Origin of the sequence: Sphaerisporangium sp. NBC_01403 (assembly GCF_045040145.1) — a bacterium.
Lineage (GTDB): Bacteria > Actinomycetota > Actinomycetes > Streptosporangiales > Streptosporangiaceae > Sphaerisporangium > Sphaerisporangium viridialbum.
Genome location: NZ_CP109534.1, coordinates 7,921,303 through 7,945,221 on the forward strand (window position 1 = coordinate 7,921,303; position 23,919 = coordinate 7,945,221).

Here is a 23,919-nt window from a genome sequence, read left to right on the forward strand (position 1 = left end):
ACCGAACTAGCCATCGGGATAACTCAACCTTCCGTTATATGTGATTTAAAAGAATGAGATCCGGCGAGCCGCAAAACCCATCTTCATGCCGGATGCGATGGAGGGCGAATGACGCACCCTAAGAGTTGCGAGCGCGCCAAGCAGCATCAGTGTCGATGCTCCGACTGCGGTGGAGCACAGCACGGTTGGCCGCACGGCATCACCTTGGCTCGCGACCCATCCCCCGCAAGTCGCCAGAAGGCAAGAGAACGCACTGACTCCAAATGGGCGACCATCCCGCCTCCCAAGGGGCGGCGGGGACCTTCCAGGCACAGACAGGAAGCGGCCACCGATAGCGCAACGGTCGATCTTATCGACTGGCTGTCCGAAAATCCTAGCGCCATCGACCTCATCCAGGAACTCGGAGACCTCCTCACATGCACCGTCATCGGAGAACTGGACAAGAGGTTCGGCGGCAATAAGCCACGGGAAAGCAGAAGGAGACTTACCGATCACTTTTGGTGCGACCTGCTCGTCACCCTGGCCGAGGGAATCGAAAAGTTCGCTGAGGCTTTAGACCAAGTACCTGAATATGTGGCGGACGCCATCATCAAATCTCGGAGAACCGATCATCGTAGCTCCCTTGTTGGAGGCCTCGTAACTCTTGCTGTAAGAACAGCGTGGGAGCCCATCAAGGGCATCATCTACACCAGTGGGGTCGAGGAGTTACAGCGGACGTGCCGGATCCTCGCCGTCCTGATCTGTCCGGCTCCGGAAAATCACACGGCGGTGCAGGACGGCGCGCTTCTTCCGCTGGCGAAGGAAGGGATGTTGGAGATCAGCAAAGAGCGTCTGGCGCAGGTCTTCCCCGAGGACTGGGTCCAACGCCTCCGGGATGACCTCGACGGCGCCTGAGCGAGCTGCTGGCGCGGGCGGCCTCCCCAGCTCCTGCAAGCGCAGTCGACACGTGATGTCCGCAGACGGTCGTCCGTGTGAGGTCGCGTTGCTGTACATCGCTGCTGTATGGAGATCAAGAAGGCCACTTCCGAAGATCGGAAGTGGCCTTTGACCTGTGGCGCGGCCGACAGGAGTCGAACCCGTAACCTTCTGATCCGTAGTCAGATGCTCTATCCATTGAGCTACGGCCGCCTGCTTGCCTGGATAAGCATAGCGGGTCTTCGCGGGTGTGCCGAACCGGTTATGGAAGCGGCTCGGCGCCGGAGGGGACGGGCGGGCCGCGGGTGGGTGATCGAGATCCAGACGCGGTTGCCCAAGTCGGGACCCGTCCCGCTGTCAGGCCCCCATCCACGGCGGGCGCCTCCGTGGGAGCCTCCCATCGCCGAGGCCGAGCGGGACCGCGCGCGGCCGAGCCGTGCTCACGACAGGGGTGTGCTCGATGGTCACATTGCGGCAAGCCCCCAGATCACCGCGCCTGCCCGCCGTTCGGTCCGGTTCGGGACTGTCCGACGTTTCGATCTGGTTCGGGAGTGCCTGGCGTTCGGGAAGGCAAGGCTGGGTGCCGACGCTGAGGGTCGGGGTGTCGGGTGGGAAGCAGTCGGGGGGTCGGGTGGGAAGCAACCGGGTGCCCTGGTCACACGGGTGCCGGGAGGAACAACCCCGCCCCAACCAGGTCAGGGGGCGGCTATCACGCGGATTTCGAAGTCGATGCCGCTGACGACCTGGCCGGCTCTGATCTTGCAGGTCTTGCGCAGCTCGACGTCGCCGTCGACCATGACGTTGCCCTCGGCGATGAAGTGCTTGGCCTCGCCGCCGCTCTCTGTGACGGAGCAGTACTTCAGCAGGTCGCACAGCGGTATGTAGTCAGTGCGCAGCTGGAAGGTGTCCTCCAGGAAGTTCTCGTCCACGCCCACAGCATAGGCAGCCCCACGGCGCCCAGAGCGGCGGCGTGAATGGGATTGATGGTGGAAAGCCGTTGTAAACGGACAAATGCTCTGCAAACTTTCCCGGTTCCGCGCGTGGCGGCGGCGCTCGGCGGCAATGAACCACCTCGGGTCACGCGACGTGGCCCTCGGACCTGCGGATTGAAGGCATGAATCAGCAGCCAGCGTTGAATGCGATGGTCGGCTCCTCGACGCAGGTCGTCGTGGCGATCGCGCTGACCTGCCTCGGAGCCGCGGTGATCCTCGCGGCGCTCCTTCTCAGGCGCCGTAACCGGGCGGTGGCGGCGCACGCGCACTCCCAGCACGTCGCGAACCTCACCCGGCTGCTGCTCCGCGCGCAGTACGACTACCCGCGCCCGACCCTGGCCGATCTGGTGCAGTCGTCACGCCAGGGCGGCCTGACGATACGTCTCCATCTGGCCGGATCGCCCCAGGAGCTGCCCGACCCCGTGGACCTCGCCGGTATGCGGATCATCCAAGAAGCTCTGACCAACACGCTGAAACACGGTACGCCGAACGCCACGGTGGTCCTGTGTTACCAGCCCGACCGGGTCACGCTCACCGTGGACAACGCCATGAAGGCCAAGACGCCCGCCTCCAAGGGTCCACACGAAGGGCTCGCCACCATGCGACGCCGCGCGAGCAAGATCGGCGGGTCGGTGGCGGCCGGGCCGTACCAGGGCGGATGGCGCGTTCACGCCGAGCTGCCGTTCCGCTCGCAGGTCACCTGACCTTCGCCTTCTTGGGGAACAGGGTGTAGCTGAGCGGCCACAGGACCGCGATCGCGGGCACCTTCGCCAGGCCGACCATGAACGCCGAGAGTTCCGCCGTGCGGGACGGATCGCCGATCATCCAGATCGCCACTCCCAGCAGCCCGCACGCGATGCCGTACGCGAGGACGATGCGCAGCCAGATGCCCCATTCGTACCTGGCCCTGGCCATGCCGCCCGCAGGAGGCTTCCACGGCGGCGGGCCGTCCGAGAGCCGGTGCGCCGCCACCTGGTCCGCCCATCGCAGCGTACGGTGGCCGAACACGACCGAGTACGCGATGTAGGCCGCCGCGAGCCCGTGGCTCCAGGTGGCGGTGCCCCCGGTGCGGAGGTCGGCCACGGTGGCGACGAGCAGGACCACGTCGATCAGGGGCACGCACAGCAGAAGCACGCCGCCCAGGCGCCGGAGGCGGAAGAGGTACCGCGCCAGCAGGCCCAGGCCGAGCAGCACCCAGAAGCCGATCTCACATGCGACGATCACAGCCAGAATCACTCTTCAAGCCTTGGCCATGCCCCGCCCGGCCGTCGTCGTCAGCGGGGACGAGCCCGGCTACATCTTTCTGTGTACGCGCAGGCCGTGCCGCAGATGGTGCCGGACGCCGTTCGGACATGGTGGTATGAAGGGCATGGATCCGGGGCGGCAGGACGCGTTGATGGCCGTCGGGGCACTCGCCGCCGGTCTGGTCCTGCTCGCCGGCGGAGCGTACATCCACCGCGGCCAGCCCGCGCCGCTGCTGGTGATCCCGCTGGCGGTGACCTGTCTGGGCGTGCTCGTGCGGCGGCGCGCGCCCGTGGCGGCCCTCGTGCTCGGGGTGATCGCGATCGCCGGTGACATCTGCCTCGGCCCCTCCCTCGGCACTGTCCTGATATTTACGGACAACATCTACGCGGCTGCCCTGTACGGCCCGCGCCGGCTCGCCACCTGGCTCCTCGCCGTGACCTCGGTGCTGGCCGTCGTGATCGGGGCGATAGCCGGATTCGTCGCCAGGAACTGGGCGGCGCTCGCGGTCGGCGGGATCCAGGCCGGCCTGGTCCTCGTCACCCCGACCATGACCGCCATGACCCTCAGGCAGCATCGTGACCAGGCGATCGCCGAACGGGCACGAGCCGACCAACTTGCCCGGCTCGCCGAGCTGGACCGCCAGGCGGCCGTGACGTCCGAGCGCACCCGCATGGCACGCGAGTTGCACGACATGATCGCCAACCACTTCAGCGCCGTGGCCATCCAGTCGGCCGCGGTCATCGCCAGGGAGGACCTCGACGCCCGGGCCGTCCGCACGGTGCTGGAGTCCATCCGGGAGAACAGCGTGCGCGGCATGGCCGAGATGCGCACCATGATCGGGCTGCTGCGCGCGGAGGGCGACGACGCGGGGCCGACGGGGCAGCGCCTCAAGGATGCCACCGACCTGGTCGAACGGTCCCGGCGCACAGGCATGGCGATCGAACTGGCCGTCACGGGAACGCCGCGTGACCTCCCCGCCTCCATCGAGCTGGCGGGCTATCGCATCCTTCAGGAATCCCTGACCAACGCCCTCAAACACGGCACCGGCCGGGTGAGCGTGACGATCGACTACGGACCGGACGAGGTGACTCTGATCATCGAGAATCCGCCGGCCGACAGGCCCGCCGGCATCCCGGGCTCCGGCGCGGGGCTCGTCGGCATGGCGGAGCGGGCGGCGCTCGTCGGGGGCTCGTTCACGGCAGGACAAGCGTCCCTGACAAGGATGGGCATGGGCGGCGAATGGCGCGTTGCCGCCGCGCTTCCCGTCAAGGCGAAGCCGTACGAGACCATCGGGGCCGGAACGGCGCGTGAGACCGGGACCGTCGCGGGTGAGACGCCGTCCCGCACGACGGAGGGCAGCGGATGATCAGGGTCCTGGTCGCCGATGATCACGCGGCGGTACGTGCCGGCGTCGTGCTGATCCTGGAAGGCCAGTCCGACATCGAGGTGGCCGGTGAGGCCGCGGACGGTGAGGAGGCCGTTCGGATGGCGCGCGAGCTCAGGCCCGACGTCGTCCTGATGGACATCCGCATGCCGCGCATGGACGGCATCTCGGCCACCCGCGAGCTGAGCGGCATCGCCGACGTCCTCATCCTCACGACGTTCGACCTGGACGAGTACGTCTTCGGGGCGCTCCGCGCCGGGGCCGCCGGATTCCTGCTGAAGAACACCGACGCGGACGCCCTCGTGCAGGCCGTACGGCTGGTGGCGCGCGGCGAGGGACTGATCTCGCCTTCGGTGACCCGGCGGCTGATCGCGGAGTTCGCCGGGACGAGCGAGCGCAGGCCGTACGACCTGGAGGTCCTGACGCCGCGCGAGCGCGAGGTGCTGGGCTGCGTGGCGCGCGGGCTGTCGAACGCGGAGATCGCCCGCGAGCTCGCCATGACCGAGGCCACGGCGAAGACCCACGTCAGCCGGATGCTGGGCAAGCTCGGCCTGCGCAGCCGGGTGCAAGCGGCGATCCTGTACGCGGGATCCTCGGGGTACTCGGTCTAGTCGGTGACGTACAGCGAGAGGGTCTCGGCCACGCAGGCGGGCTTGGTCGTGCCCTGGACCTCGATGGTGACGCGGAGGCTGGAATGCGTGCCGGCGGGGGTGCCCTTGACGTCCAGGAGTTCGGCGCCCGCGCGGATCTTCGCTCCCACGGGCACCGGCGACGGGAAACGCACCTTGTTGAGCCCGTAGTTGATCCCCATCTTCAGGCCGTCCACTCTGAACAGCTCCGTCATGAAGGAGGGCAGCAGGGAGAGGCTGAGGAAGCCGTGGGCGATGGGGCCGCCGAACGGGCCTTCCTTGGCCCGCTCGATGTCAACGTGAATCCACTGGTGGTCGTCAGTGGCGTCGGCGAACAGGTTGACCTGCTCCTGGGTGACCTCACGCCACTCGGTGTACCCCAGGTGCTCGCCGGTGGCCGCCTTGAGCTCGCTTACGTTCGCGAAGATCCGCATGCATGGAATCTTATTCTGCCGACGGGACCCCGGCGAGGTCGGGCACCCAGCGCTAGAGCGCTCCGGAGTACGACCAGCTCGCGTACCGGGTGATCTGGATCAGGATGACCGGCCCCTGGGGCACGTGATCCGCATATTGGGGATATTTCGCGACCAACGAGGCGAGGGCGGGGAGTCGCGCCTCGTCTCGCTCCTCGTCTCGCTCCACGATGGTGGCCTCGCCGTCGGCGCGGACCCACCACAGGCGCGTCCAGTCGTCGTCGTAGTGGTCGACCAGTACGCACACCTTCGGGTTCGCCCGGATGTTCCGCAGCCGCCGCAGGTCGGTGGTCCGCTTGGGCTTGTGATCAATGGCCGTCACGAGGCGATCGCCGTCCAGAGCGAACGTCACCGGCACCAGGTGCGGCGCCCCGTCCTCCCCGACCGTGCCCAGCCTGGCCACCCGCGCGTCTCTCATCCTCGCGCGGGCCTGGTCGTCTCCACGGGTCGCCACTCGCGTATCCAAGCACGCGGCGTACGCTCCGGCTGTGATCACCGCCGGTACGGCGGTCAGGTGTCGGGCTGGCGAGGATAGACGTGCTCACCCGGGTGACCGGGGGGCAGCACGCAGCGACTGCCGGACTCGGCCTCGGCGCAGCGTATGGCTTCGTCCCGCCGTGGGAGCGGTGGCGATTCGGAAAGGGGCGTTTCCATGGGCTTGCTGCCTGTTCTCCAGGGAGGGGGGGCACCTGGACCGGGACAGAGACATAATCGCACGCGGTGGATTGATGTTCCCCATGCCTAAGAGAACGATTTTTCACCATTTGTCGGAGTGTGGCGGGCTGACAACCGATCTGCCAGACGTGACCGCCTCCAGCGAAGCCGGAGCCGCCAAGCCGAGCCTGCCCATCTTCCGGTACACCTGCGATCTGCTCGGCCTTCGCCCGCCCCCGCAAGAGTTCCTCGGCTGATCATCTCGCCTGCCTTGACTCGCGCGGCAAGGAAGACCATCACCCGTAGCGCGACCTCGGCTCCGGCCTGGTGCCACAAAGAGTTCACCATACCTTTGGAGATCTTTGACTTTATTTGACCCGATTTGACGGTGATCCTTACGGGGTTGGTCGTCTCGCATCCCCCACAAGGAGGCTTCGTGCACACCCTGCAACGCCCCCGACCTTCCTGGCCCGCACGGCTCATCATCATGCTGGCCGCCATCACGTCCCTGATCGGCGGTGTCGGCATCACCCCCGCCGACGCGTCGGTCATCAACTCCTGCACCATCTCCCGGTGCTCCGACGCGCGGTCGGCCAAGGCGAACTGGGCCGCCAAGGGCTACCCCACCACCGCCGGCTGGTACACCTGGCCCGACGGTAGGTACAACTACACTGGCGGACGCTTCCAGAACCGAGAGGGCCAACTCCCCAGCGGCGCCACCTACTACGAGTACGACGTGTACTCGCGGGCGCAGGGCGCGGCGCGTGACGCGTACCGCATCGTGGTCAACCGCAGCTCCGGCGTGGTCTGGTTCTCGCCGAACCACTACACCGACTTCTACAAGCTCTAGGAACTCCCATGACATCCGCCGCACGTCCGCTGCCGCGATGGCTGACGGTGTCCACCGGCCCGGCGCCGGCGGTCGTCGACGGGCGCTCATGCCAGACCCGCGCCGCCTTCTTCGAGGAGGCGGCGCGGGCTCTGCGCTTTCCTGAGTACTTCGGCCGCAACTGGGACGCACTCGCCGACTCCCTGCGCGACGCGACCCGCACAGGGAACGTCACCGTGATCGTCGAGCACGCCGAGGACCTGCTCAGTGCCGAGCCCCCCGAACAGCTCGCCACCCTGCTCGAGATCCTGGCCGAAGCCGCCGAAACCGGCCTCACCCTGACGCTCCTCACCGACCCCTCCCACGAAGCACCCCTCCGCCGGCGAATCACCGCCGCTCTGACCTGACCAGCGGAACGGATGCCCGCGTCCTACCGGGCACGATCCGCACTTGGCTCCGTGGCGTTCGCCGGTGGCAGACCTGATCAAGAGGGGGCCACGGGTGCCCCTGGCGCGCCCGTCACCTCACCGGAGCCGAACTGCGGGCCCCCTTGATCACCCCCTGACGGGCACGGCAGCGACGCGGGTCATCGGCTGCCTGGGGTCACCGTGCGCAGGGTGCCCACCGCGCATGACTCGACCTTTCGAGACACGCCATTACAGGATGTTGTAATTCTTGTAAAGGGCGATTGTTTACGAATGCCCGCGCCGATCTTCACGAAGATCCGTTCCAGCGTTTCACGACATTTCGCTTCATCGTAGGCGGTGGTAGAACCTGCCCTGAGAGGCACCCCCCAAACAAAGGCAGACCCCATGTTCAAGCGAGCCCTCGCGACCGTCGCCCTCTCCTTCGCCACATTAGCCGGATTAACGCTGCCCGCCTACGCGGTGACACTGGAGCAAAAGGTCGCCGCACTTTCCCAGTTCTCCCAGCCCACGGCGGCCAGCGCCGCCAGCTGGCGCTCTGCCTGGCAGAACCAGGCGAGCTGGGCGGACTATGCCTTCGACTGGTCGACCGACCTCTGTTCGGCCAGTCCCGACCAGCCGCTCGGCTTCGACTTCAGAATGCCATGCCGACGTCACGACTTCGGTTACCGCAACTACAAGGCGGTTAACCAGTTCCCGGCGAACAAGACGCACATCGACGACGCGTTCTACTTCGATATGAAGCAGGTTTGCGCGGGATATTCCACCATCCCCAGGAACACCTGTAACGGCATCGCCTGGACCTACTACCAGGCGGTCAGGGAATTCGGCACCCTCAACGTCACCCAGGCGCAGATCGACCGAATCCGCCAGAACGCTGAACAAGCCGCCCAAAACTCCGAGATGTAGCTCATCCCGCTCCGTTTCCACTCCCTGGCCTCCGCCGGGCCGGCTTCGTGCCGGCCCGGCACACCCGGAGGTAGCCGTGACGATGGTCGAGGCGTTGCCCGTGTACGACGGCCGTTCACGACAGCACAGGCCAGACTTGCGACCACCTCATGCGGCATCATGCTCTTTGGCGCTGTATGAGAGGAGCCGGCAGGTGCAAAACAAGTCTGGCGAGGTCGACCGCTTCATGACGGCCCTCGATCACCCCTTGAAGACGGGTGTCGAACAGCTGAGGTCGGCGATTTTGGCGTCGAACGCGGATATCTCCGAGCATGTGAAATGGAATGCCCCGAGCTTCCGCTATGACGGACACGACCGGGTGACCTTCCGCCTTCGGCCAGGTGATCGGCTGCAACTCATCTTCCATCGTGGGGCGAAGGTCCGAGCCGACAGCGCTGAGTTCGCCTTTCAGGACCCGACTGGTCTGATGACGTGGCTCGCACCTGACCGGGGTGTGGTCTCGTTCCCAGACCTGGAAGCCGTCCAGTCCCAGCAGACAGCGGTGGTGTCCTTGGTCAACCAGTGGCTCCGGGCGTAGCAGCGAGGCTCCCGTCTGGATCCATGCCCTGTTTCTGAGCGGGGCGTGATCGGATCAACCCGCGCTGTCAGCCTGGAGATCTCCAGCGAGATCCCCCACGTCCGTGATCCGCGGCAGGCAACCGCAACCCTTTACGGGGATCAGAAAGGCCCCCACTCGAAGATCGAGTGAGGGCCTCTGGAGTGCGGAGGCTCGGGATTTGAACCCCGGATGGGCTGTAGACCCAAACCGCATCAGCAGCTCGGATCTTGGCCGTTCAATGCGGTTCAACCTGGACCAACGTGCCCAACCGGTCCGACTGGAACGGCACGGTACGGCGGTGAACTGCAACCCAAACTGCAACCCCGGACGCCCGATGACCGCCACAGCTTCGTCTCTGGCTGGCATCACATTGCGGCGCACGAAGATGCATGCACACAGTAATTGATCAACAACTATCCGTTATGGCATGGTGGCTTGAGTCTTGATCAACTCTTCTGGGAGGCATCCATGCTTGCTCGCCGTCTGCTGGCCGCCGCCGTCATCTCCGCCGCCATGGGCGCGGTCACCCCTCTGCCTGCGGTGGCCTCTGCTCACCAGCCCGCCAGCCGCACCGCCTTGGTCGGGCCCCCAATATGCGTCGACGTCAGCAACAACCGTGGCAACGGCACCCTGATGTACCAGTGGCAGTGCGACAGCAACAACACCAATCAGAAGTTCGTCATCGAGGACGGCCTCATCAAGGTGCAAGACACCATCGGCAAGAGCCAGGTGATGTGTCTGGACTCCTCCAACGGCCGAACCAACGGCACCCGGGTCTACCAGTGGCAATGCGTGGGTAACACTAACCAGCTCTGGATCATCCAGAGAGGCCAGATCATCCTCAAGTCCACCCTCAACTCAGGCAACCGCCTATGCCTGGACGCCACCAACGGCCGCGGCAACGGCACCCAGGTGTACCTGTGGCAGTGCGACCCCAACAACACCAACCAGAAGTTCGTCATCGAAGATGGCCAGATCGTAATCAAGGACACCTTGCCCTGATCTCTGCGGGCGGCTCGGAGTCGCGCCACCGGCCGGGACCGGCGCCCACGCCGCACGCCCGGGGGCGGAGCGGGCGGCGGGCCGTGCGGCGGCGAGCGCCGCCGCGCTTAGCACAACGTTCTACACGGGCCCTTTCCTGCGAATGTGACGATCTCAAAAGACAGCCATCGAGAAATCACCTTGCTGCCCTCTCCTGATGACTGGAGAGGGCAGCAATCATTGGGTGGAAGGCATTCTGCGGTCAGGAGCTGAAGTCGAGCACCAGGCGCCCACGGATACCGCCGGCTTCGAGCAGCCGGTGCGCCTCGGCGGCCTGCTCAGCCGGTAGCACCCGGGCGACCCGCGGCGTCACGGCCTTCGCCTCGGCCTGCTGCCGCAGCCAATCCAGCGCGGCGGTGTCCTTGGCCGAAAGGATCACCAGCACCTTGTGCACCTTGATGCCGCGTCCGGGGTCGCCGTCCCAGCCTCGGAGCACGACCATCCCGCCCCCGTCACGGACCGCGGGGGCAATGCGCTCGTTGAGGAGTGCTCCATCGGCGACACCGTCGACGCCTTCGGGGTGCAGCTCACGAATGCGGTCGGCAACGTCGTCACCGCGGCGCACGACTACGTCGGCGCCCAGGTCGCGACCAGTTGCTCGTCGGCCGCGGAGGCGTCGGCGAGGACGCGCAGCCCGGCGGCTTTCGCGAGCTGGACGACGTAGCCGCCGTAAATGCCGGCCGCGCCGGTCACCGCGATCGTCTGGCCTGGCGAGAGGTCGAGATGGTCGAGCGTCAGTTTGGCGGTGAGCCCGTTCATCGGCAGCGTCGAGGCGGCGAAGAAGCCCGCCCCCTCCGGTATCCGGACCACCGACTCGGCCGGTACGACGATCTGGTCGGCGTAGGTGCCGCCGTTCGGTCCCATTGGCAGCACGAGGGCCATCACCTTGTCCCCGACCTGCCAGGGGGCGCCCTCGCCGACTTCGCTGATCTCCCCGGCGGCGTCCATCCCTGGCATGTAGGGCGGTCGATCCCTGGGGGGCCCGAAATGGCCTGCCCGCAGCGCGATGTCGCTGGGGTTCACCGCCGCCGCGTAGACGCGGATGCGCACTTCGCCTGGACCGGCGTGGGGCTCAGGGACGTCGACGACTTGTATCTTGTCCGGGCCGCCGAACTCGATGAAGCCAATAGCTCTCATGACGGCCAGGCTAGCCACTTGTCCGGATCAAGAGCAGGGGGCACATTCCGTCCGGGAGAGTGCTCCCATTAGCCCAATGTCATGAAGTTGACCCGGCCATGGAGGGCGACAACCGCGCCCCACCCGGCCCGCCCCCGACCAACCAGCGAGAGCTATGGGCGTGGACGGCACCCTCACTCGAGAGGCAGGAGGCAACCCTGGACCACTACACCTCCGGTGACCACGAAGGGTGACGATCGGACGTCACCTCAGGCGAGACCGTGGGCACCTGCGAGAGCTGATCCGGAGGGCGGTGCTGGCCGCGGCCTTTCTCCGTTTTACCCGCGTCCCTGCCCGTTGTTTCCGACGGGACTCCGGCCGCCGTGTGCACGCCTTGGAAACTGCAACCCTGAGCCTGTTCGGGCAGCAGAGAGGCCCTCGTCCGAGAACTCGGAGAGGGCCTCTGAGGTGCGGAGGCTCGGGGATTTGAACCCCGGATGGGCTGTAGACCCAAACCGCATTAGCAGTGCGGCGCCATAGACCTGACTAGGCGAAGCCTCCTGATAGCCCGTCGGCTCGCTTGGAGCCCGACCGGCTCAGCACAGAGTACCGGCCTTGATGCTGGGCGGCAAAGTGGATTCGCCGTGGCGGTCGAACATGTCGCGTAAGGGACGCTTCGTCCCTGGCCGTGGGTAGGTCACCGCCTCAGCCGTGACCCGGTCCGTCACTGATCGTCCCCGGGCATTCCCCCGCAATTCGCCAGGTCAGCCAGGGGTGCCACTGTGGATCGGCGTGTCTCCACATACAGGAAGAGAGGTTTCCCACACTCTGTATCCACAGGCTGTGGATACAGAGTGTGGGAACCGCGGGATCAGCTACACCGCACGGTCCCGTACAGGACAAGGCGCGCCCTCAGTTTGAGCTCCTTGATCCTGAGGGATCAGGCGCGGCGGGTGGCCTCGCCCTCGATCTCGATCTTGATCTTCTTGCCGACCAGGACACCACCGGTCTCCAGGGCGACGTTCCAGGTGAGGCCGAACTCCTCGCGCTCGATCTCGGTCTCGATGTCGAAGCCGAAGAGCTCCTGGCCCCAGGGGTTGGTGCCGGCGCCGCCGTACTCCACCTTGAGCGTGACCTCCTTGGTGACGTCACGGATGGTGAGGTCACCGGCGACCACGAGCTCGTCGCCGGAGTGGCTGACGACCCGGGTGCTACGGAAGGAGAGCTCGGGGAACTTCTCCACCGACAGGAAGTCCTCGCTGCGCAGGTGGGTGTCGCGGTCGGCGCTGCCGGTGTCGATGCTGGCGGCCTTGATGGTCAGCTCGGCCGACGACTCGAGCGGGTTCTCGGCGATCGTGACGCTTCCGGAGAAGTCCCCGAAACGGCCGCGGACCTTGCTCACCATCATGTGCTTGGCGCTGAAGCCGATGCGCGTGTGCGCGACATCCAGGTCGAAGGTGCCGGGCTCGGGGATCGTGATGCCTTCCCAGGCGCGAGTGCTCATGTGCCATCTCTCCGTGAACGAGTAGTTGCCGTGCGGATGTCTTCTCCAACAGATGTCTACACGAGGAATATTCCTCTCGTCAACTAACGTCGTCTAGACTGTGAACGTGATTCCATCTGACGATCCGAGGCTCACCGCGATGGGCCTGCTCTCCGAGGTCCACTCAGGGCTGGCGGCCAAGATGAACCCCGTCTTCGCGGAGGCCGGGCTCTCCGAGATCGACTGCGAGACCCTCATCCGCCTGGCGCGATCCCCTGGGCGCAAGCTGCGCATGAGCGACCTGGCGGCGCAGACGTCGCTGTCGACCAGCGGGGTCACCAGGGTGGTCGACAGGCTGGAGCGCGAGGGCCTGGTCGAGCGCGTCGCCTGTGCCAGCGACCGGCGGGCGTCCTACGCCACGCTGACCGACGCGGGCGTCACCCGGCTGGAAGAGGTCATCCCCAAGCACCTCAAGGACATCGAGACCTGGTTCACCGGCCTGCTGGCCCCCGACCAGCTGGAGACGTTCCTGGGCGCCCTGCGGGTGATCCGCGACGTCGTACGGCCCTGCGCCACCGCGGGCGCGATCGAACCCGGCGAGGTCAAGCTCCCCGCGATCGTGACCGACAGCCAGATCAGACTGTGACCGACAGCCAGATCAGCTCCCCGCGACTGTGACCGACAGCCAGGTCTAGCTCTCGACGACCGTCAGCTCGCCCCGGGCGTGCATCTCGCGCAGGGCCCGTTTCGCGAACTTGCCGACGCTCGTCTTGGGCACTGCCTCGACGAACGCCCAGCGCTCGGGTAGCTGCCAGCGCGCGACCTTGGCCGACAGGAACTCCCTGAGCTCCGCCACTCCGGCCGTACCGTCGAGCACCACGCACGCCAGCGGACGCTCCCCCCAGCGTTCGTCAGGCACCCCGATGACCGCCGCCTCCACCACGGCGGGGTGCCCCATCAGGGCGTTCTCCAGCTCCACCGAAGAGATCCACTCCCCGCCGGACTTGATGACGTCCTTGGCCCTGTCGGTCAGCGTCACGTAGCCGCCGGCGTCGAGCCTCCCCACGTCCCCCGTGCGCAGCCAGCCGTCGTGGAACCGCGAGGTGTCCTCGTCCAGGTGGTACGCCCCGGTTACCCACGGCCCGCGTACCTCCAGCTCGCCCACTGCGACCCCGTCGGCGTCCAGCACGGTGTCGCCCCCGCCGACGAGCCTGCCCTCGACGCCCGCCAGGAGCCGGCCCTGGGTGACGCGCAGGGCCCACGTGTCGCCATGGGCGACGGTCGCGAGCGGGGACGTCTCGGTCATCCCCCACGCCTGCACGACGCGGACGCCGAACTCCGCCGCCAGGGCCCGCATCAGCGCCTCGGGCACCGCGGAGCCGCCGCACGTCACCAGCCGCAGCGAGGACAGGTCGGAAGAGTGCTGCCTGGCATGGCGCAGCACGTCCCCCCAGATCGTCGGAACCGCGCCCGAGACCGTCGGCCGCTCCTCGGCGACGACCCTCGTCAGGTGCTCCGCCTGCAGGAACCTGTCGGGCATGACCAGCGAGGCCCCGGCCATCAGCGCGGCGTACGGCAAACCCCATGCGTTGGCGTGGAACATCGGCACGATCGGCAGCACCCGGTCGCCGGACGAGAGGCCGACGGCGTTCGCCGTGCAGACGCTCATGGAGTGGAGGTAGGCCGACCGGTGGCTGTAGACGACGCCCTTGGGGTGGCCGGTCGTGCCGCTCGTGTAGCACATGGAGGCCGCGGCGCGCTCGTCCAGCTCGGGCCAGTCGAAGGCGTCGGACGCCCCGTCGAGGAGGGTGCGGTAGTCGTGGAGGTCCTTGCCCGCCGAGACGAGCGCCCCGGTGTCCGCCTCGCCGACGACGATCACGTGTCGCACCGTCTTCATCTCGGGAAGGATCGGCGCGAGCAGCGGCACCAGCGAGGCGTCCACGATGACGACGTCGTCCTCGGCGTGGTTGGCGATGTAGACGACCTGCTCGGGGAAGAGCCGGATGTTCAGCGGGTGCAGCACCGCGCCCATGCTCGGCACGGCGAGGTAGGCGGTCAGGTGGGCGGTGTTGTTCCAGCTGAAGGTGGCCACCCGCTGGTCGGCGTCCACACCGAGGCCGCGCAGGGCGCCCGCCAGGCGTGCGGCCTCCCGCGCCAGCTCGCGGTACGGCAGGCGGTGGTACCCGTCGCCGGTGTACGTGACCACCTCGTGGTCGCCGAACAGACCGGTGCCGTGCCGCATGATCGAGGTGATGGTGAGCGGGAAATCGGGCATGGTGCTGCGCATCAGTGCCACCTCCGCTTTACGAGTCTGGCCCCGGGCCGGTCCTGAGACAAGCGCTCGCTCGAATCCGGGAACGGGCCCGTAATGCCTGATCGGTCATATCCGGGCCTGCACCTCGGGCTGCCTCGCGTCCACGACGACCAGATCGCCACGCAGCTTCGCCATCGCCCGCGAGACCGTGCTCTTCACAGTGCCGATGCTGATGCCGAGAGCTTTGGCGATCTCCGGTTCACTCATGTCCTCGTAGTAGCGCAGCACGATCGCCGTGCGCTGCCGTGCGGGCAGCCGGTCGATCGCCTCCTCCAGCAGCTCGTGGATCTCCCCCGGGCTCGGCCCGTCCCCGACCGGGTTCTCCGGAAGTTCCTCCGACGGGTACTCCTCCAGCTTCCTGCGCCGCCACCAGGAGATGTTGATGTTGACCATGGCCCGGCGCACGTACCCGTCGAGCGAGGCCCTGTCGTTGATGCGGTCCCAGGCGAGGTAGGTCTTGGCCAGGGCGGCCTGCAGCAGGTCCTCCGCGTCGGCGGGCTGGCCGGTCAGCTGGTAGGCCGCGCGCAACAGTGCAGGACCGCGGGCAACCACGTACTCGCGGAACTCCTCGTCTTTGTCGCTCATGCGATCACCGGTGCCGTGACGAAGGGCCATGATTCATTCGAATCTCGTGGTCAGAATCGCAGCCGGAAGCCATAATGCGGCTGATCCTCAATCCAGGTTTCGCCCCGTCAACGGCAAAGATCGTTACAGTCGGGTGACCACGCGGGGCGGCGAGTAGTTCATCCTGGAGTGGGTAATTTGCTACGTGCACTGGCACAGGGGGAAATAATCGCCCCGCCCGGCACGGTGCCGGTGGCGAGCCGTGTGACGCTAGCGGACGAACGAGGAAACTCGCGACGGCAACCGGGGAGGGGCCGATGGGAGTTGAGCGCCGCTACGCGCTGGCGTCCGCCGCACTCGGCCGGAGCGGCGTCCCGCCACAGGCCGAGGCCGAAGAGCGACCGGCGCTGAGCGGGGTGACGGGCGAGATCCTCGACATCAGCCCGCACCTGGTCATCCTTGCGAACTCCGAGGGCGTGGAGGAACGCCTGGTCATCGCGCCGTGGGCCACGGCCTGGCACGGCCGGCCGGTCGCGCCGGCCGAGCTCCCCATCGGCGCCCGCGTCATCGTCCGGGCCCGGCAGTCCGGCCGCGTGGCCGAGCGGCTCTGGGGTGACATCACGCGCGTCACGGGAGTGATCCTCTCCCTGGGCAAGGAACGCAAGGACCTGACGGTCGAGCTGGACTGCGGGCCGCACCGGGGCAGGCGCGTGGTCGTGATCCCCTACGCCGCCTCCGGACGCCTGCGCGTACGGCATCCGCAGCTCGAACCGGGCTTCCTGTTCGACGCCATCGGAACCCGGGTGGAGGGCGTGACCTTCGCGCAGCTCCCCGCGACCTCCCAGCCCGCCTACCGCGCGACGGCCGTCCCGCCTCCCCCGCCCGCGTACGGCGGGGTCCAGTCGAGGATCTCCGGAGCCGCCGCCTGGTCGGACGCCTTCGACGACGGGGAGGCCGGAGCCGCGTACCCGATGTTGGAACGTGCCGATTCCGGCTGCGAGGACGCGGGGGTGTCGTGCACCGGCCTTCCCTATCTCGCACTCGGCTCGATGCTCTACGTGGGCAACGTCTGCGAGAGCCGCGCCTCGGTGCTGCCGATCGTCGCCTGCGGGTGCGTCGCGGGGCGCTTCTGCGACCGGTGCGTGGAGTGCGGCACCTCGCCACGGGGGCGCATCGTCGAACTTTCGCCGGTCTCCTATGTCGAGCTGGGTGGAGACCTCGCCAAGGGCTGCTTCAACGCCCGCGTCGGATTGGGGTGACCGTGGAGGTCGCAACACTCGCCACCGCCGCACTCGTACTCCTCGTACTGCTTCTCGTCCTCGGGGGCGTGGCCAAGATCGCGAGCGTCGGGGCCGACGCCGAGCCCGGCGGGCTCACCCGGCTCGGCCCCGCGGTGCTCGTCCCCGAACGCTGGCGCAAGCCTGTGCTGATCTTCTGTGCCGCCGTGGAGATCGTGCTGGCCGCCGGCCTGATCTTCACTCGCAGCCCGCTGCCCCGGTGGGGAACGATCGTGTTCTTCTCCGTCTCCACCTACGTGCTGTGGGAGCTGCGCCGGCGCCGGCCTGATGTGGGTTGCGGCTGCTTCGGCGAGGCGAGCGGCTCGCCGGTGGGTCTGCGCTCCATCGGCAGGGCCGTCGTGCTGACCGGGATGGCGGTGTCCGTCGCGCTCGTTCCCGTGTCGGGAGCCGACCTGCTGTCCGGGCTCTCCTGGAACCTGGCGATCGCGCTCGCCGCCGGCGTCGTACTGCTGTCGCTCCTGTCTCCCGAGTTGGAGGAGGCGATCGCGCGTGTCAGGTATCGCGCGCCCTGCGAGCAGCGGCCCATACCGACTGCCAGATCACTCTCACGCCTCCGGTCGAGCAGCGAGTGGCGGTCCCACACGGCGCTGCTGGTCTCCGTGGAGCCGGAGGACACGTGGCGGGAGCTGTGCTGGCGGTTCTTCGTCTACCCCGGCCGCACCGCCACGGGGGCCGAGGCCGAGGTGGTCTTCGCCGTGTACCTCAGCGGGCGGCGGCCGGCCGTACGGGTCGCCGTGGTGGGGGCCGAGGGGAATGACGGGACTCTGCACAAATCTATGGGCGTATCGGCCGCACGCTAGAAAGCCCTAGACAGTGCAATCGATGCGGGCGCGAAGGCCCCAGCCTGGCCGTTCGCGCCCGCACATCTCGCGGCTTGGATCACCGGCACCGCGAATTCAACTCTCTACGGCTCTCTAGCTTCCCCTCTAGAAAGCCGTAGAGAGATCAATGGGAGCGCAGAACACCTGCGCTCGGCTTCTGGGGACCCGGCGCGGCCTACAGTGGCTGCGCTCGGAGGAACTTGCCGAAGTGCGGCACGGTGAAGGCGATCAGGCCACGCTCGGCGCTGAAGATGAGTCCCTTCTTGATGAGGCTGTCGCGGGCCGGAGACAGGCTGGACGGCTTGCGCCCGAGCAACTCGGCCACGTCGGACGTCGGCACGGGCTCGTCGCCGACGGAGGCCATGGCGTGCATGTAGTCGCGCTCGGCGGGGGTGGCGCGCTCGTACCGGCTTCCGAAGAACCCGACCGCAAGCTCCTCCTCGGCTTCGGGAGAGGCGACCCTGATGTCCTCGGCCGTGATGGGGCTGCCGGGCGCGAGATCCCAGGCGACCTTGCCGTAGGCCTGGACGAAGTAGGGGTAGCCGTCGGCCGCCTCGTACAGCGCGTCGAGGGCCTCCTGGGTGAACTCGACCTGCTCGCGCTCGGCGGGGGCGATCAGGGCGAGATCGGCGGCCTCCCGGTCGAGCCGGTCGATGCGCGCGTAGCGGAACAGGCGCTCGGAATAGCTCTTGCTGGCGCTCAGCACGCCGGGGAGGTGGGGCAGACCCGCGCCCACCACGATCAGCGGGCCACCGCTCTGGGACAGCTCGTGGCAGGCGGCGCACAGGGCGGAGATGTCGGGCGCCTGCACGTCTTGCATCTCGTCGATGAAGAGGGCCACGCCGACGCCCAGGTCGGTGGCCACCGAGGCCGCGTCGACGAAGAGCTCGGTGAGGTCGATCTCGAGGTCGCCCGAGTCGGCCCGGCCACGGCCCGCGGGGACGTCGATGGCCGGCGACCAGTGGGACGTGCCCTTGGCCGCGGACGGGTCGCGCATGGCGAAGGCCTTGAGCACGCCGAGGAACTCCTCGATGCGCTCGGGCGCGCGGTGACGGGGGGCCAGCTCGCGGATCGCCATGTGGAGCGCGGCGGCGACCGGGCGGCGGATCGACTGCTCGGGACGGGCCTCGATCTTGCCGGTGCCCCACAGCCGTTGCATGGCCATCGACTTGAAGGTGTTGAGCAGCACGGTCTTGCCGACGCCGCGCAGCCCGGTGAGGACCATGCTGCGCTCGGGACGGCCACGGGCCACCCGCTCGAGCACGACCTCGAACTGCTGCAGCTCACGATCACGCCCGGCAAGCTCCGGAGGGCGCTGCCCCGCACCGGGGGCGTAGGGATTGCGCACGGGGTCCACGCTCTCGGACTTTATGACCGGATATAGCGGCCGTCCTAGATTTCCGTAGAAAGGGCTACGGCGTGTCGCCGATCTGGGCGGGGCGCACGGCCGGCCGGACGCCTGCTGCTTGGGCGGCGAGAGCAACGCCATGGCCACACCACCCCTCACCTGGACCTCTCGGCCCGAACCTCTGTTCGATCCGATGGCCAAGACTGTAGCGCGCCCTCGAACATGTGCGCGAGGATTTCCGAGTAAAACCTGCGACACAGATCCCGAACGGTCTGGTTACGCCGCCACGGACGGCGGACATCACGATTTCGTCACGAGCGCAGTCAGGAAGCCCTTACCCTGGCGTATGTCCGAGATACGAAAGCTTCGCCACCTGGGTGTTCTCGCCCTGGCTTGCGTGTCGGCCACCGTCACCGCCTGCGGCACCAGCTCCGGTGTCACCGCGGAGCCCGCGCCGTCGTCTCCGGTGACCTCACCATCCGGCTCGCCGTCCGGCGCGGCCCCCACACCGACCGGCGAGGTCTCCGCCACACCGTCCCCCGAAGCCTCCTCCACGCCGGAGCCGCCGGCCTTCACCTCGAAGGTCTCCGAGGTCACGGCCGGCCAGCTCAAGTCCTCGTGGCGCCCCGGCTGCCCGGTCTCCCCGGAAAGCCTGCGGAAGGTCACGCTGACGTACTGGGGCTTCGACGACAAGGCCCACACCGGCGAGCTGATCGTCAACCGGGGGGTCACCGCCGACGTGGTCGCGCAGTTCAAGCAGCTGTACGAGTGGCGGTACCCCATCGCCCGCATGGTGCCGATCGACGCCTACAAGGGCAGCGACTTCGACTCCATCGAGGCCGACAACACCTCGGCGTTCAACTGCCGCAGGACCACGGGCGCCAGCAGCTGGTCGAAGCACTCGTACGGCAGGGCCATCGACATCAACCCCCGGGAGAACCCCTGGGTGGAGCCCGACGGCTCGGTCGCCCACGACAATGCCAGGAAGTTCGCCAAGCGCCCGCTGCACAAGCCCGGCGTCATCAACGCGGACGACCGCGTGGTCAAGCTGTTCGAGAAGTACGGCTGGGAGTGGGGCGGCTACTTCAACGGCGCCAAGGACTACCAGCACTTCGCCAAGGGCGGCGGTTAGCAGCTGCGAAACCACTCACTCACTGAGCCAGTCGGGTGTCGGCGTTCACCGTAGCGGTGAGTGCATCCGGAAGTTGGTCAGGACGCTACCGCGCCGTTCTACGCGTTGCTCGGCGATGACGGTGAAGCCCCGGCGTTCGAAGAACGGTCGGGCCGTGAGGCTCGCGTTGACGGTGAGTTCGCCGATTCCCTGGGACCGGGCGATTCCCGTCACACGGTCCAGGAGTGCGGTGGCGACTCCAGTTCGCCCGGCGTGGGGATCGACGAACATCATGTCGATATACCCGGTCGAGTCGATGTCGGTGAAGCCGACCACCGTGCCGTCGACTTCTGCCACCCAGGTTTCCGCTTCCTTCCTGTAGGTCGCCCACTCGGTCGAGTCGATGTCCGGCGATGCCCAGGCGGCGAGTTGGTCGGGATCGTAGTCGCGGGACGCCGTTACGCGGATCGCCCGGTAGAAGACGTCCAGGGTGGCTTGGGCGTCGCCGGCTCGGTAGCGACGGATCACGGGCGCGGTGCCGGACATAGATCTCTCCCAATCTGTGTCATGAGGTTGTGGAAGGGTAACCGCCGACACTTCGCCAAGGGCGGGGGGTACCTATGCGAGGCCTTCCCAGCCGGCCCGACGCGGTCGAGCTACTTGCGGACGATGGACCACGGCCCGTCTGCCTTGATGCTCACGTAGCGGGTGCCGGCCGGCAGGGGTACCGACCCCTTGTAGGCCCCCGAGTCGGACACCAGCAGGTAACCTGAGCGGCCATGGACGCCGAGACGTGGGACACCGTCGGCCGGCTCGTAGCCTGGCTCGACGCCGAAAGCACGCTGGCACCCGATGTCGAGCTGCTCTTGCGGTTGATGAAGCTGTCGGAAGAGGCGGGCGAGGTGGCCGAAGCCGTCATCGGCGCCCTCGGCCAGAACCCCCGCAAGGGCTTCACCCACACCTGGGACGACGTCGACAGTGAACTGTGCGACGTCATCCTCACCGCCATGGTCGCCCTGAGAACCCGCAACACCGACGCGGCGAACGTCTTCAAGGCGCATATGGCAGCGGTGGCGAGTCGTTCACTCACGCACAATGGCTGAGTACACCGCCCCAGAAAGAACCGCTACTACGACTCGGGGAGGTCGCGGTCTTCGCTGCGCTTGTCCTGCCGGCTGTCGCGATGCTCCATCCACGCCAGCCCCAAGCAGGTGACGGTGAACAGCCCGGCTATGACCAGCGCCGCGACATCGCCGCTCTCGTAGCCGGCTTGCGGCTGCATCGGCGTTCTCCTCGCAGATGAGTGGAATGGTCGACGCGGCGGACCCCGCCACCCCTGGCTCAGGCCCGCCGCGCGTCTATGGGGTACGTCCGAGCGTCCCGAGCCCTTCGGCTCGGGACGTTGTGTAACGCCTCGGCGTATCGGTTGTGGTGCTCGTTGGGAACCGGGGGCGTCTCAGTCGGCCGACGCGCGGGAATGTACCCACCCACGCCACGTCCTGCAGTGGACGGGAAGCCGTACAGGTCGAGCAGAGGATGGACTTGATCCCCCTCAGCATGTCCGTATTCGACCCGTTCGCCCTCGACCCGATCTGATTGATCGGACTGGTCGGCATGCCCGGTCACGATGCCCTCACCGCGAGGTCGACCAGCATGCCCATCGCATCCAGCTCGGCTTCGCGTATCAGTTCGCGTAGTTCCTCGACGGTGGGCGCTTCGACTCTGAGCGGATGCGGGGCATGCCAGATGGCGATGGCGGTGAACTTGCGGCTTCCCACGCCGTAGGAGATGTGCCAGGCGGGTTCCATCTGGTCGAGTTGGGCGGCTGCCGCCCGCTTTGCCAGGTCCCAGCGTCGGGGCTGGACCTGGTCGGGCCGTACGCCGATCCGGTGCCGCCCCGGTTCCCGGCTCACGCCGCCACTCCGCTCCTGTACGGACCCCGCCCGCCGATCAAAGGCAGCGTATCCGGCGAGCGTCCTCGCCCTTGGAGGGACGGGGCCGCCGCGACGGGCCGTACGTGACGCCCCGGACCCGGCACGGTGGCAGGCGGATGGACCCTCAGGGGACGCGCAGGCGCTGCGGCGGGGAACATTTCGCACAATCCGAGACGCCGCCGCGCGGCCAACCTCGCGTGAACCTGCGCCGACGTGGGCTGCTCCCACTGGTGATCACGGCGATGCGGCAGGCTCGAAGCGTCATGGGCGTATGGGGCGTGCCCGCACCACCGGCAGCCGAGCGGCAAGGGTGGGCGGTCGGCCTGCCAGCGGATCCGGATGGCTCTAGCCTTGGTCATGGGTCGCACTCCGATGCGATCAAGGGACCCGTACGGCGTGGACGCGCCTGCGGGTTCCGCCATCTCTGAACGTTGCTCCATCACAACGCTGCGTGATCGCGACGGGAAGAGGACACTGGAGGAAGCAGGCGGAGAACCCCGTGTCCCCTGAATGAGGTGCGCGCGATGAACGACGTTCCGGCTTGGGCTGCTCGGCTACGCACTGAACGGCGGACCCGCCTGTGGAGCCAGAAGGACATGGCAATACGGCTGCGCGATGCGGCCGACGCCCGTACCCGTGACCGCCTCCCGCAGACCGACAGCCTGCGGCGGATGATCCGCTCATGGGAAGCAGGCGCACATCGTCCGAACGAGCTTTACGCCACGCTGTACGCCCGAGCGTTCGGCGTCGGGGTGTCAGAACTGGCGCTCACGACCAACGAGAGGTCCGGGAGCGCTGCCTGGTGTGACGATGAGACCGACGCGCTGGAACTGGCTCAACGGGCGGCGGCCAGCGACGTGGGCTCGGAGACTCTGGAGCTGCTGGAGCAGGCCGTTGACGATCTCGCGGTGGCCTACCCCGGTACACCACCGGCCGAGCTGCTCGGACGGGTCCGTCAGCACTTGGCTTACGTCTCCCGGCTGGTCGACGCGAAGAAGACGCTCGCCGAGCATCGGCGCCTGCTCGTAGCCGGAGGCTGGTTGTCCCTGCTCGCCGCGACCTGCCACATCGATCTCCACCAGTTCCCGGCCGGCGCCGCGCGGCTCCGGACGGCCGCCCAACTGTCCAGGCATGCCGAGCATCGCGAGATCGCGGCATGGTGCCTGGAAACGGAAGCGTGGCAGGTTCTCACAACCGGTGCTTACCAGCGGGCGCTGAGCCTCTCACAGGCTGCGCAGCGGGTCGCGCCAAGGGGTAGTTCGGCATATATCCAAGCAACCGCGCAGGAGGGCCGGGCATGGGCGCGGCTGGGTGCGGGTAGCGAGACACGACACGCGTTGGGCCGGGTCGCCCGGCTTGTCGCGCCGCTGCCATCGCCTGACCGGCCCGAACATCATTACCGGTACGACCCCGCCAAGAGTGACGCATACACCGCGACGACGCTGTCATGGCTCGGAGATCCCGCTGCGGAGCCGTACGCCCGCCAGGTGCTCGCCCGGCTGGAGTCGACGGAGGACGGCCCGCCACGCCCTCGGCGAGCCGTGTCAGCCCGCCTCGACCTAGCCCTGGCGCTCCTGGCATCTGACCAACCCGACGAGGCCGGGCACGCGACGCTCACCGCCATAACGAGCGGCCTGTTGGTGCCGTCGAACTACTGGCGCGCGGCCGAAGTGATCGCCGCCGTTGAAACGCGCCGGATACCCGAAGCAGTCGAACTACGCGACGCCTACCAAGAACTGTGCGGCCCACTTCCTACGCCGTGACATTTCCGGGGACACGGCTTTGTGGGCTCTGATCGTGGTCTAGGCATCCCGATCGGCAGGTTCGCCGACGTGG

The 23,919-nt window shown here is 67.6% G+C and carries 28 protein-coding genes and 2 tRNA genes; 15 read left to right on the plus strand and 15 right to left on the minus strand.

Annotation, left to right across the window (positions count from 1 at the left end):
• The first annotated feature begins 204 nt into the window (after positions 1-204).
• Complete coding sequence (locus OG589_RS35570) at positions 205-894, plus strand: hypothetical protein (protein WP_405142649.1); 690 nt, start codon at positions 205-207, stop codon at positions 892-894.
• Positions 895-1,052: 158 nt separating this feature from the next.
• On the opposite strand, the gene OG589_RS35575 is transcribed toward OG589_RS35570, so the two are convergent.
• A tRNA-Arg gene (locus OG589_RS35575) sits at positions 1,053-1,128 on the minus strand.
• Positions 1,129-1,610: 482 nt separating this feature from the next.
• The gene (locus tag OG589_RS35580; protein WP_405142651.1) at positions 1,611-1,844 is read right to left on the minus strand and encodes an RNA-binding S4 domain-containing protein; all 234 of its coding nucleotides are present in this window, start codon (positions 1,842-1,844) and stop codon (positions 1,611-1,613) included.
• Between the two features lie 185 nt (positions 1,845-2,029).
• Here OG589_RS35580 and OG589_RS35585 point away from each other — a divergent pair, with 185 nt between their 5' ends.
• Positions 2,030-2,611, plus strand: a complete 582-nt coding sequence (locus OG589_RS35585) for a sensor histidine kinase (protein ID WP_405142653.1) — start codon at positions 2,030-2,032, stop codon at positions 2,609-2,611.
• On the opposite strand, the gene OG589_RS35590 is transcribed toward OG589_RS35585, so the two are convergent.
• Positions 2,604-3,131 carry a hypothetical protein gene (locus tag OG589_RS35590; RefSeq protein WP_405142655.1) on the minus strand — a complete coding sequence of 176 codons (528 nt, stop codon included), beginning with the start codon at positions 3,129-3,131 and terminating at the stop codon, positions 2,604-2,606. The genes OG589_RS35585 and OG589_RS35590 overlap by 8 nt on opposite strands.
• Positions 3,132-3,267: 136 nt before the next feature.
• Between OG589_RS35590 and OG589_RS35595 the strand changes: the two genes are divergently transcribed.
• Positions 3,268-4,518 (plus strand): sensor histidine kinase, encoded by a 1,251-nt coding sequence (locus OG589_RS35595; protein ID WP_405142657.1) that lies wholly within the window; start codon positions 3,268-3,270, stop codon positions 4,516-4,518.
• Positions 4,515-5,147 (plus strand): response regulator, encoded by a 633-nt coding sequence (locus OG589_RS35600; RefSeq protein WP_405142659.1) that lies wholly within the window; start codon positions 4,515-4,517, stop codon positions 5,145-5,147. The genes OG589_RS35595 and OG589_RS35600 overlap by 4 nt, the downstream gene beginning before the upstream one ends.
• On the opposite strand, the gene OG589_RS35605 is transcribed toward OG589_RS35600, so the two are convergent.
• Positions 5,144-5,599: a MaoC family dehydratase gene (locus OG589_RS35605; protein ID WP_405142661.1), complete on the minus strand. Its 456-nt coding sequence runs from the start codon at positions 5,597-5,599 to the stop codon at positions 5,144-5,146. The genes OG589_RS35600 and OG589_RS35605 overlap by 4 nt on opposite strands.
• A 52-nt stretch (positions 5,600-5,651) precedes the next feature.
• On the minus strand, positions 5,652-6,092 hold the full coding sequence (locus tag OG589_RS35610; RefSeq protein ID WP_405142663.1) for a TIGR03668 family PPOX class F420-dependent oxidoreductase: 441 nt from the start codon (positions 6,090-6,092) through the stop codon (positions 5,652-5,654).
• A 636-nt stretch (positions 6,093-6,728) separates the two neighbouring features.
• On the opposite strand from OG589_RS35610, the gene OG589_RS35615 reads away from it, so the two are divergent.
• The 5 genes from OG589_RS35615 (at position 6,729) to OG589_RS35635 (ending at position 10,055) form a co-directional block, all read left to right on the plus strand.
• Positions 6,729-7,142: a ribonuclease domain-containing protein gene (locus tag OG589_RS35615; protein WP_405142665.1), complete on the plus strand. Its 414-nt coding sequence runs from the start codon at positions 6,729-6,731 to the stop codon at positions 7,140-7,142.
• An 8-nt stretch (positions 7,143-7,150) separates the two neighbouring features.
• Positions 7,151-7,528: a barstar family protein gene (locus OG589_RS35620; protein WP_405142666.1), complete on the plus strand. Its 378-nt coding sequence runs from the start codon at positions 7,151-7,153 to the stop codon at positions 7,526-7,528.
• 405 nt (positions 7,529-7,933) lie between these two features.
• A complete protein-coding gene (locus OG589_RS35625; RefSeq protein WP_405142668.1) occupies positions 7,934-8,455 on the plus strand; it encodes a phospholipase in 522 nt (173 codons plus the stop codon).
• Between the two features lie 193 nt (positions 8,456-8,648).
• Positions 8,649-9,032 (plus strand): DUF1801 domain-containing protein, encoded by a 384-nt coding sequence (locus OG589_RS35630; protein ID WP_405142669.1) that lies wholly within the window; start codon positions 8,649-8,651, stop codon positions 9,030-9,032.
• A 423-nt stretch (positions 9,033-9,455) separates the two neighbouring features.
• Positions 9,456-10,055, plus strand: a complete 600-nt coding sequence (locus OG589_RS35635; protein ID WP_405142670.1) for an RICIN domain-containing protein — start codon at positions 9,456-9,458, stop codon at positions 10,053-10,055.
• 241 nt (positions 10,056-10,296) lie between these two features.
• On the opposite strand, the gene OG589_RS35640 is transcribed toward OG589_RS35635, so the two are convergent.
• The 4 genes from OG589_RS35640 to OG589_RS35655 all read right to left on the minus strand — a co-directional run bounded on the left by OG589_RS35640 (position 10,297) and on the right by OG589_RS35655 (position 12,714).
• Positions 10,297-10,659 carry a zinc-binding dehydrogenase gene (locus OG589_RS35640; protein ID WP_405142671.1) on the minus strand — a complete coding sequence of 121 codons (363 nt, stop codon included), beginning with the start codon at positions 10,657-10,659 and terminating at the stop codon, positions 10,297-10,299.
• 2 nt (positions 10,660-10,661) lie between these two features.
• On the minus strand, positions 10,662-11,231 hold the full coding sequence (locus OG589_RS35645) for a zinc-binding alcohol dehydrogenase family protein (RefSeq protein WP_405142672.1): 570 nt from the start codon (positions 11,229-11,231) through the stop codon (positions 10,662-10,664).
• Between the two features lie 450 nt (positions 11,232-11,681).
• Positions 11,682-11,771: transfer RNA gene (locus OG589_RS35650), tRNA-Ser, on the minus strand.
• Positions 11,772-12,150: 379 nt separating this feature from the next.
• Positions 12,151-12,714 (minus strand): YceI family protein, encoded by a 564-nt coding sequence (locus OG589_RS35655; RefSeq protein ID WP_405142673.1) that lies wholly within the window; start codon positions 12,712-12,714, stop codon positions 12,151-12,153.
• A gap of 106 nt (positions 12,715-12,820) precedes the next feature.
• Here OG589_RS35655 and OG589_RS35660 point away from each other — a divergent pair, with 106 nt between their 5' ends.
• Positions 12,821-13,339 (plus strand): MarR family winged helix-turn-helix transcriptional regulator, encoded by a 519-nt coding sequence (locus OG589_RS35660; RefSeq protein ID WP_405142674.1) that lies wholly within the window; start codon positions 12,821-12,823, stop codon positions 13,337-13,339.
• Between the two features lie 45 nt (positions 13,340-13,384).
• Here OG589_RS35660 and OG589_RS35665 read toward each other — a convergent pair whose 3' ends face one another.
• On the minus strand, positions 13,385-14,980 hold the full coding sequence (locus tag OG589_RS35665) for a fatty acid--CoA ligase (RefSeq protein WP_405142675.1): 1,596 nt from the start codon (positions 14,978-14,980) through the stop codon (positions 13,385-13,387).
• 93 nt (positions 14,981-15,073) lie between these two features.
• Positions 15,074-15,592: a SigE family RNA polymerase sigma factor gene (locus OG589_RS35670; protein WP_405142676.1), complete on the minus strand. Its 519-nt coding sequence runs from the start codon at positions 15,590-15,592 to the stop codon at positions 15,074-15,076.
• Positions 15,593-15,888: 296 nt separating this feature from the next.
• Between OG589_RS35670 and OG589_RS35675 the strand changes: the two genes are divergently transcribed.
• Positions 15,889-16,830: a hypothetical protein gene (locus OG589_RS35675; RefSeq protein ID WP_405142677.1), complete on the plus strand. Its 942-nt coding sequence runs from the start codon at positions 15,889-15,891 to the stop codon at positions 16,828-16,830.
• 2 nt (positions 16,831-16,832) lie between these two features.
• A complete protein-coding gene (locus tag OG589_RS35680) occupies positions 16,833-17,669 on the plus strand; it encodes a MauE/DoxX family redox-associated membrane protein (RefSeq protein ID WP_405142678.1) in 837 nt (278 codons plus the stop codon).
• 196 nt (positions 17,670-17,865) lie between these two features.
• Here OG589_RS35680 and OG589_RS35685 read toward each other — a convergent pair whose 3' ends face one another.
• Entirely contained in the window at positions 17,866-19,047 is a 1,182-nt protein-coding gene (locus tag OG589_RS35685) for an ATP-binding protein (protein WP_358550989.1), read from the minus strand.
• Between the two features lie 337 nt (positions 19,048-19,384).
• Between OG589_RS35685 and OG589_RS35690 the strand changes: the two genes are divergently transcribed.
• Positions 19,385-20,170, plus strand: a complete 786-nt coding sequence (locus tag OG589_RS35690) for a M15 family metallopeptidase (RefSeq protein WP_405142679.1) — start codon at positions 19,385-19,387, stop codon at positions 20,168-20,170.
• A 45-nt stretch (positions 20,171-20,215) separates the two neighbouring features.
• On the opposite strand, the gene OG589_RS35695 is transcribed toward OG589_RS35690, so the two are convergent.
• The gene (locus OG589_RS35695; protein ID WP_405142680.1) at positions 20,216-20,695 is read right to left on the minus strand and encodes a GNAT family N-acetyltransferase; all 480 of its coding nucleotides are present in this window, start codon (positions 20,693-20,695) and stop codon (positions 20,216-20,218) included.
• Between the two features lie 233 nt (positions 20,696-20,928).
• On the opposite strand from OG589_RS35695, the gene OG589_RS35700 reads away from it, so the two are divergent.
• Positions 20,929-21,252 carry a MazG-like family protein gene (locus OG589_RS35700; RefSeq protein WP_405142681.1) on the plus strand — a complete coding sequence of 108 codons (324 nt, stop codon included), beginning with the start codon at positions 20,929-20,931 and terminating at the stop codon, positions 21,250-21,252.
• Between the two features lie 26 nt (positions 21,253-21,278).
• Here OG589_RS35700 and OG589_RS35705 read toward each other — a convergent pair whose 3' ends face one another.
• Together OG589_RS35705 and OG589_RS35710 are read right to left on the minus strand one after the other, a co-directional pair.
• Positions 21,279-21,431, minus strand: a complete 153-nt coding sequence (locus tag OG589_RS35705; RefSeq protein WP_405142683.1) for a hypothetical protein — start codon at positions 21,429-21,431, stop codon at positions 21,279-21,281.
• 340 nt (positions 21,432-21,771) lie between these two features.
• A complete protein-coding gene (locus OG589_RS35710; RefSeq protein ID WP_405142684.1) occupies positions 21,772-22,062 on the minus strand; it encodes a hypothetical protein in 291 nt (96 codons plus the stop codon).
• A 545-nt stretch (positions 22,063-22,607) separates the two neighbouring features.
• Between OG589_RS35710 and OG589_RS35715 the strand changes: the two genes are divergently transcribed.
• The gene (locus tag OG589_RS35715) at positions 22,608-23,846 is read left to right on the plus strand and encodes a hypothetical protein (protein WP_405142686.1); all 1,239 of its coding nucleotides are present in this window, start codon (positions 22,608-22,610) and stop codon (positions 23,844-23,846) included.
• The last annotated feature ends 73 nt before the right edge of the window (positions 23,847-23,919 follow it).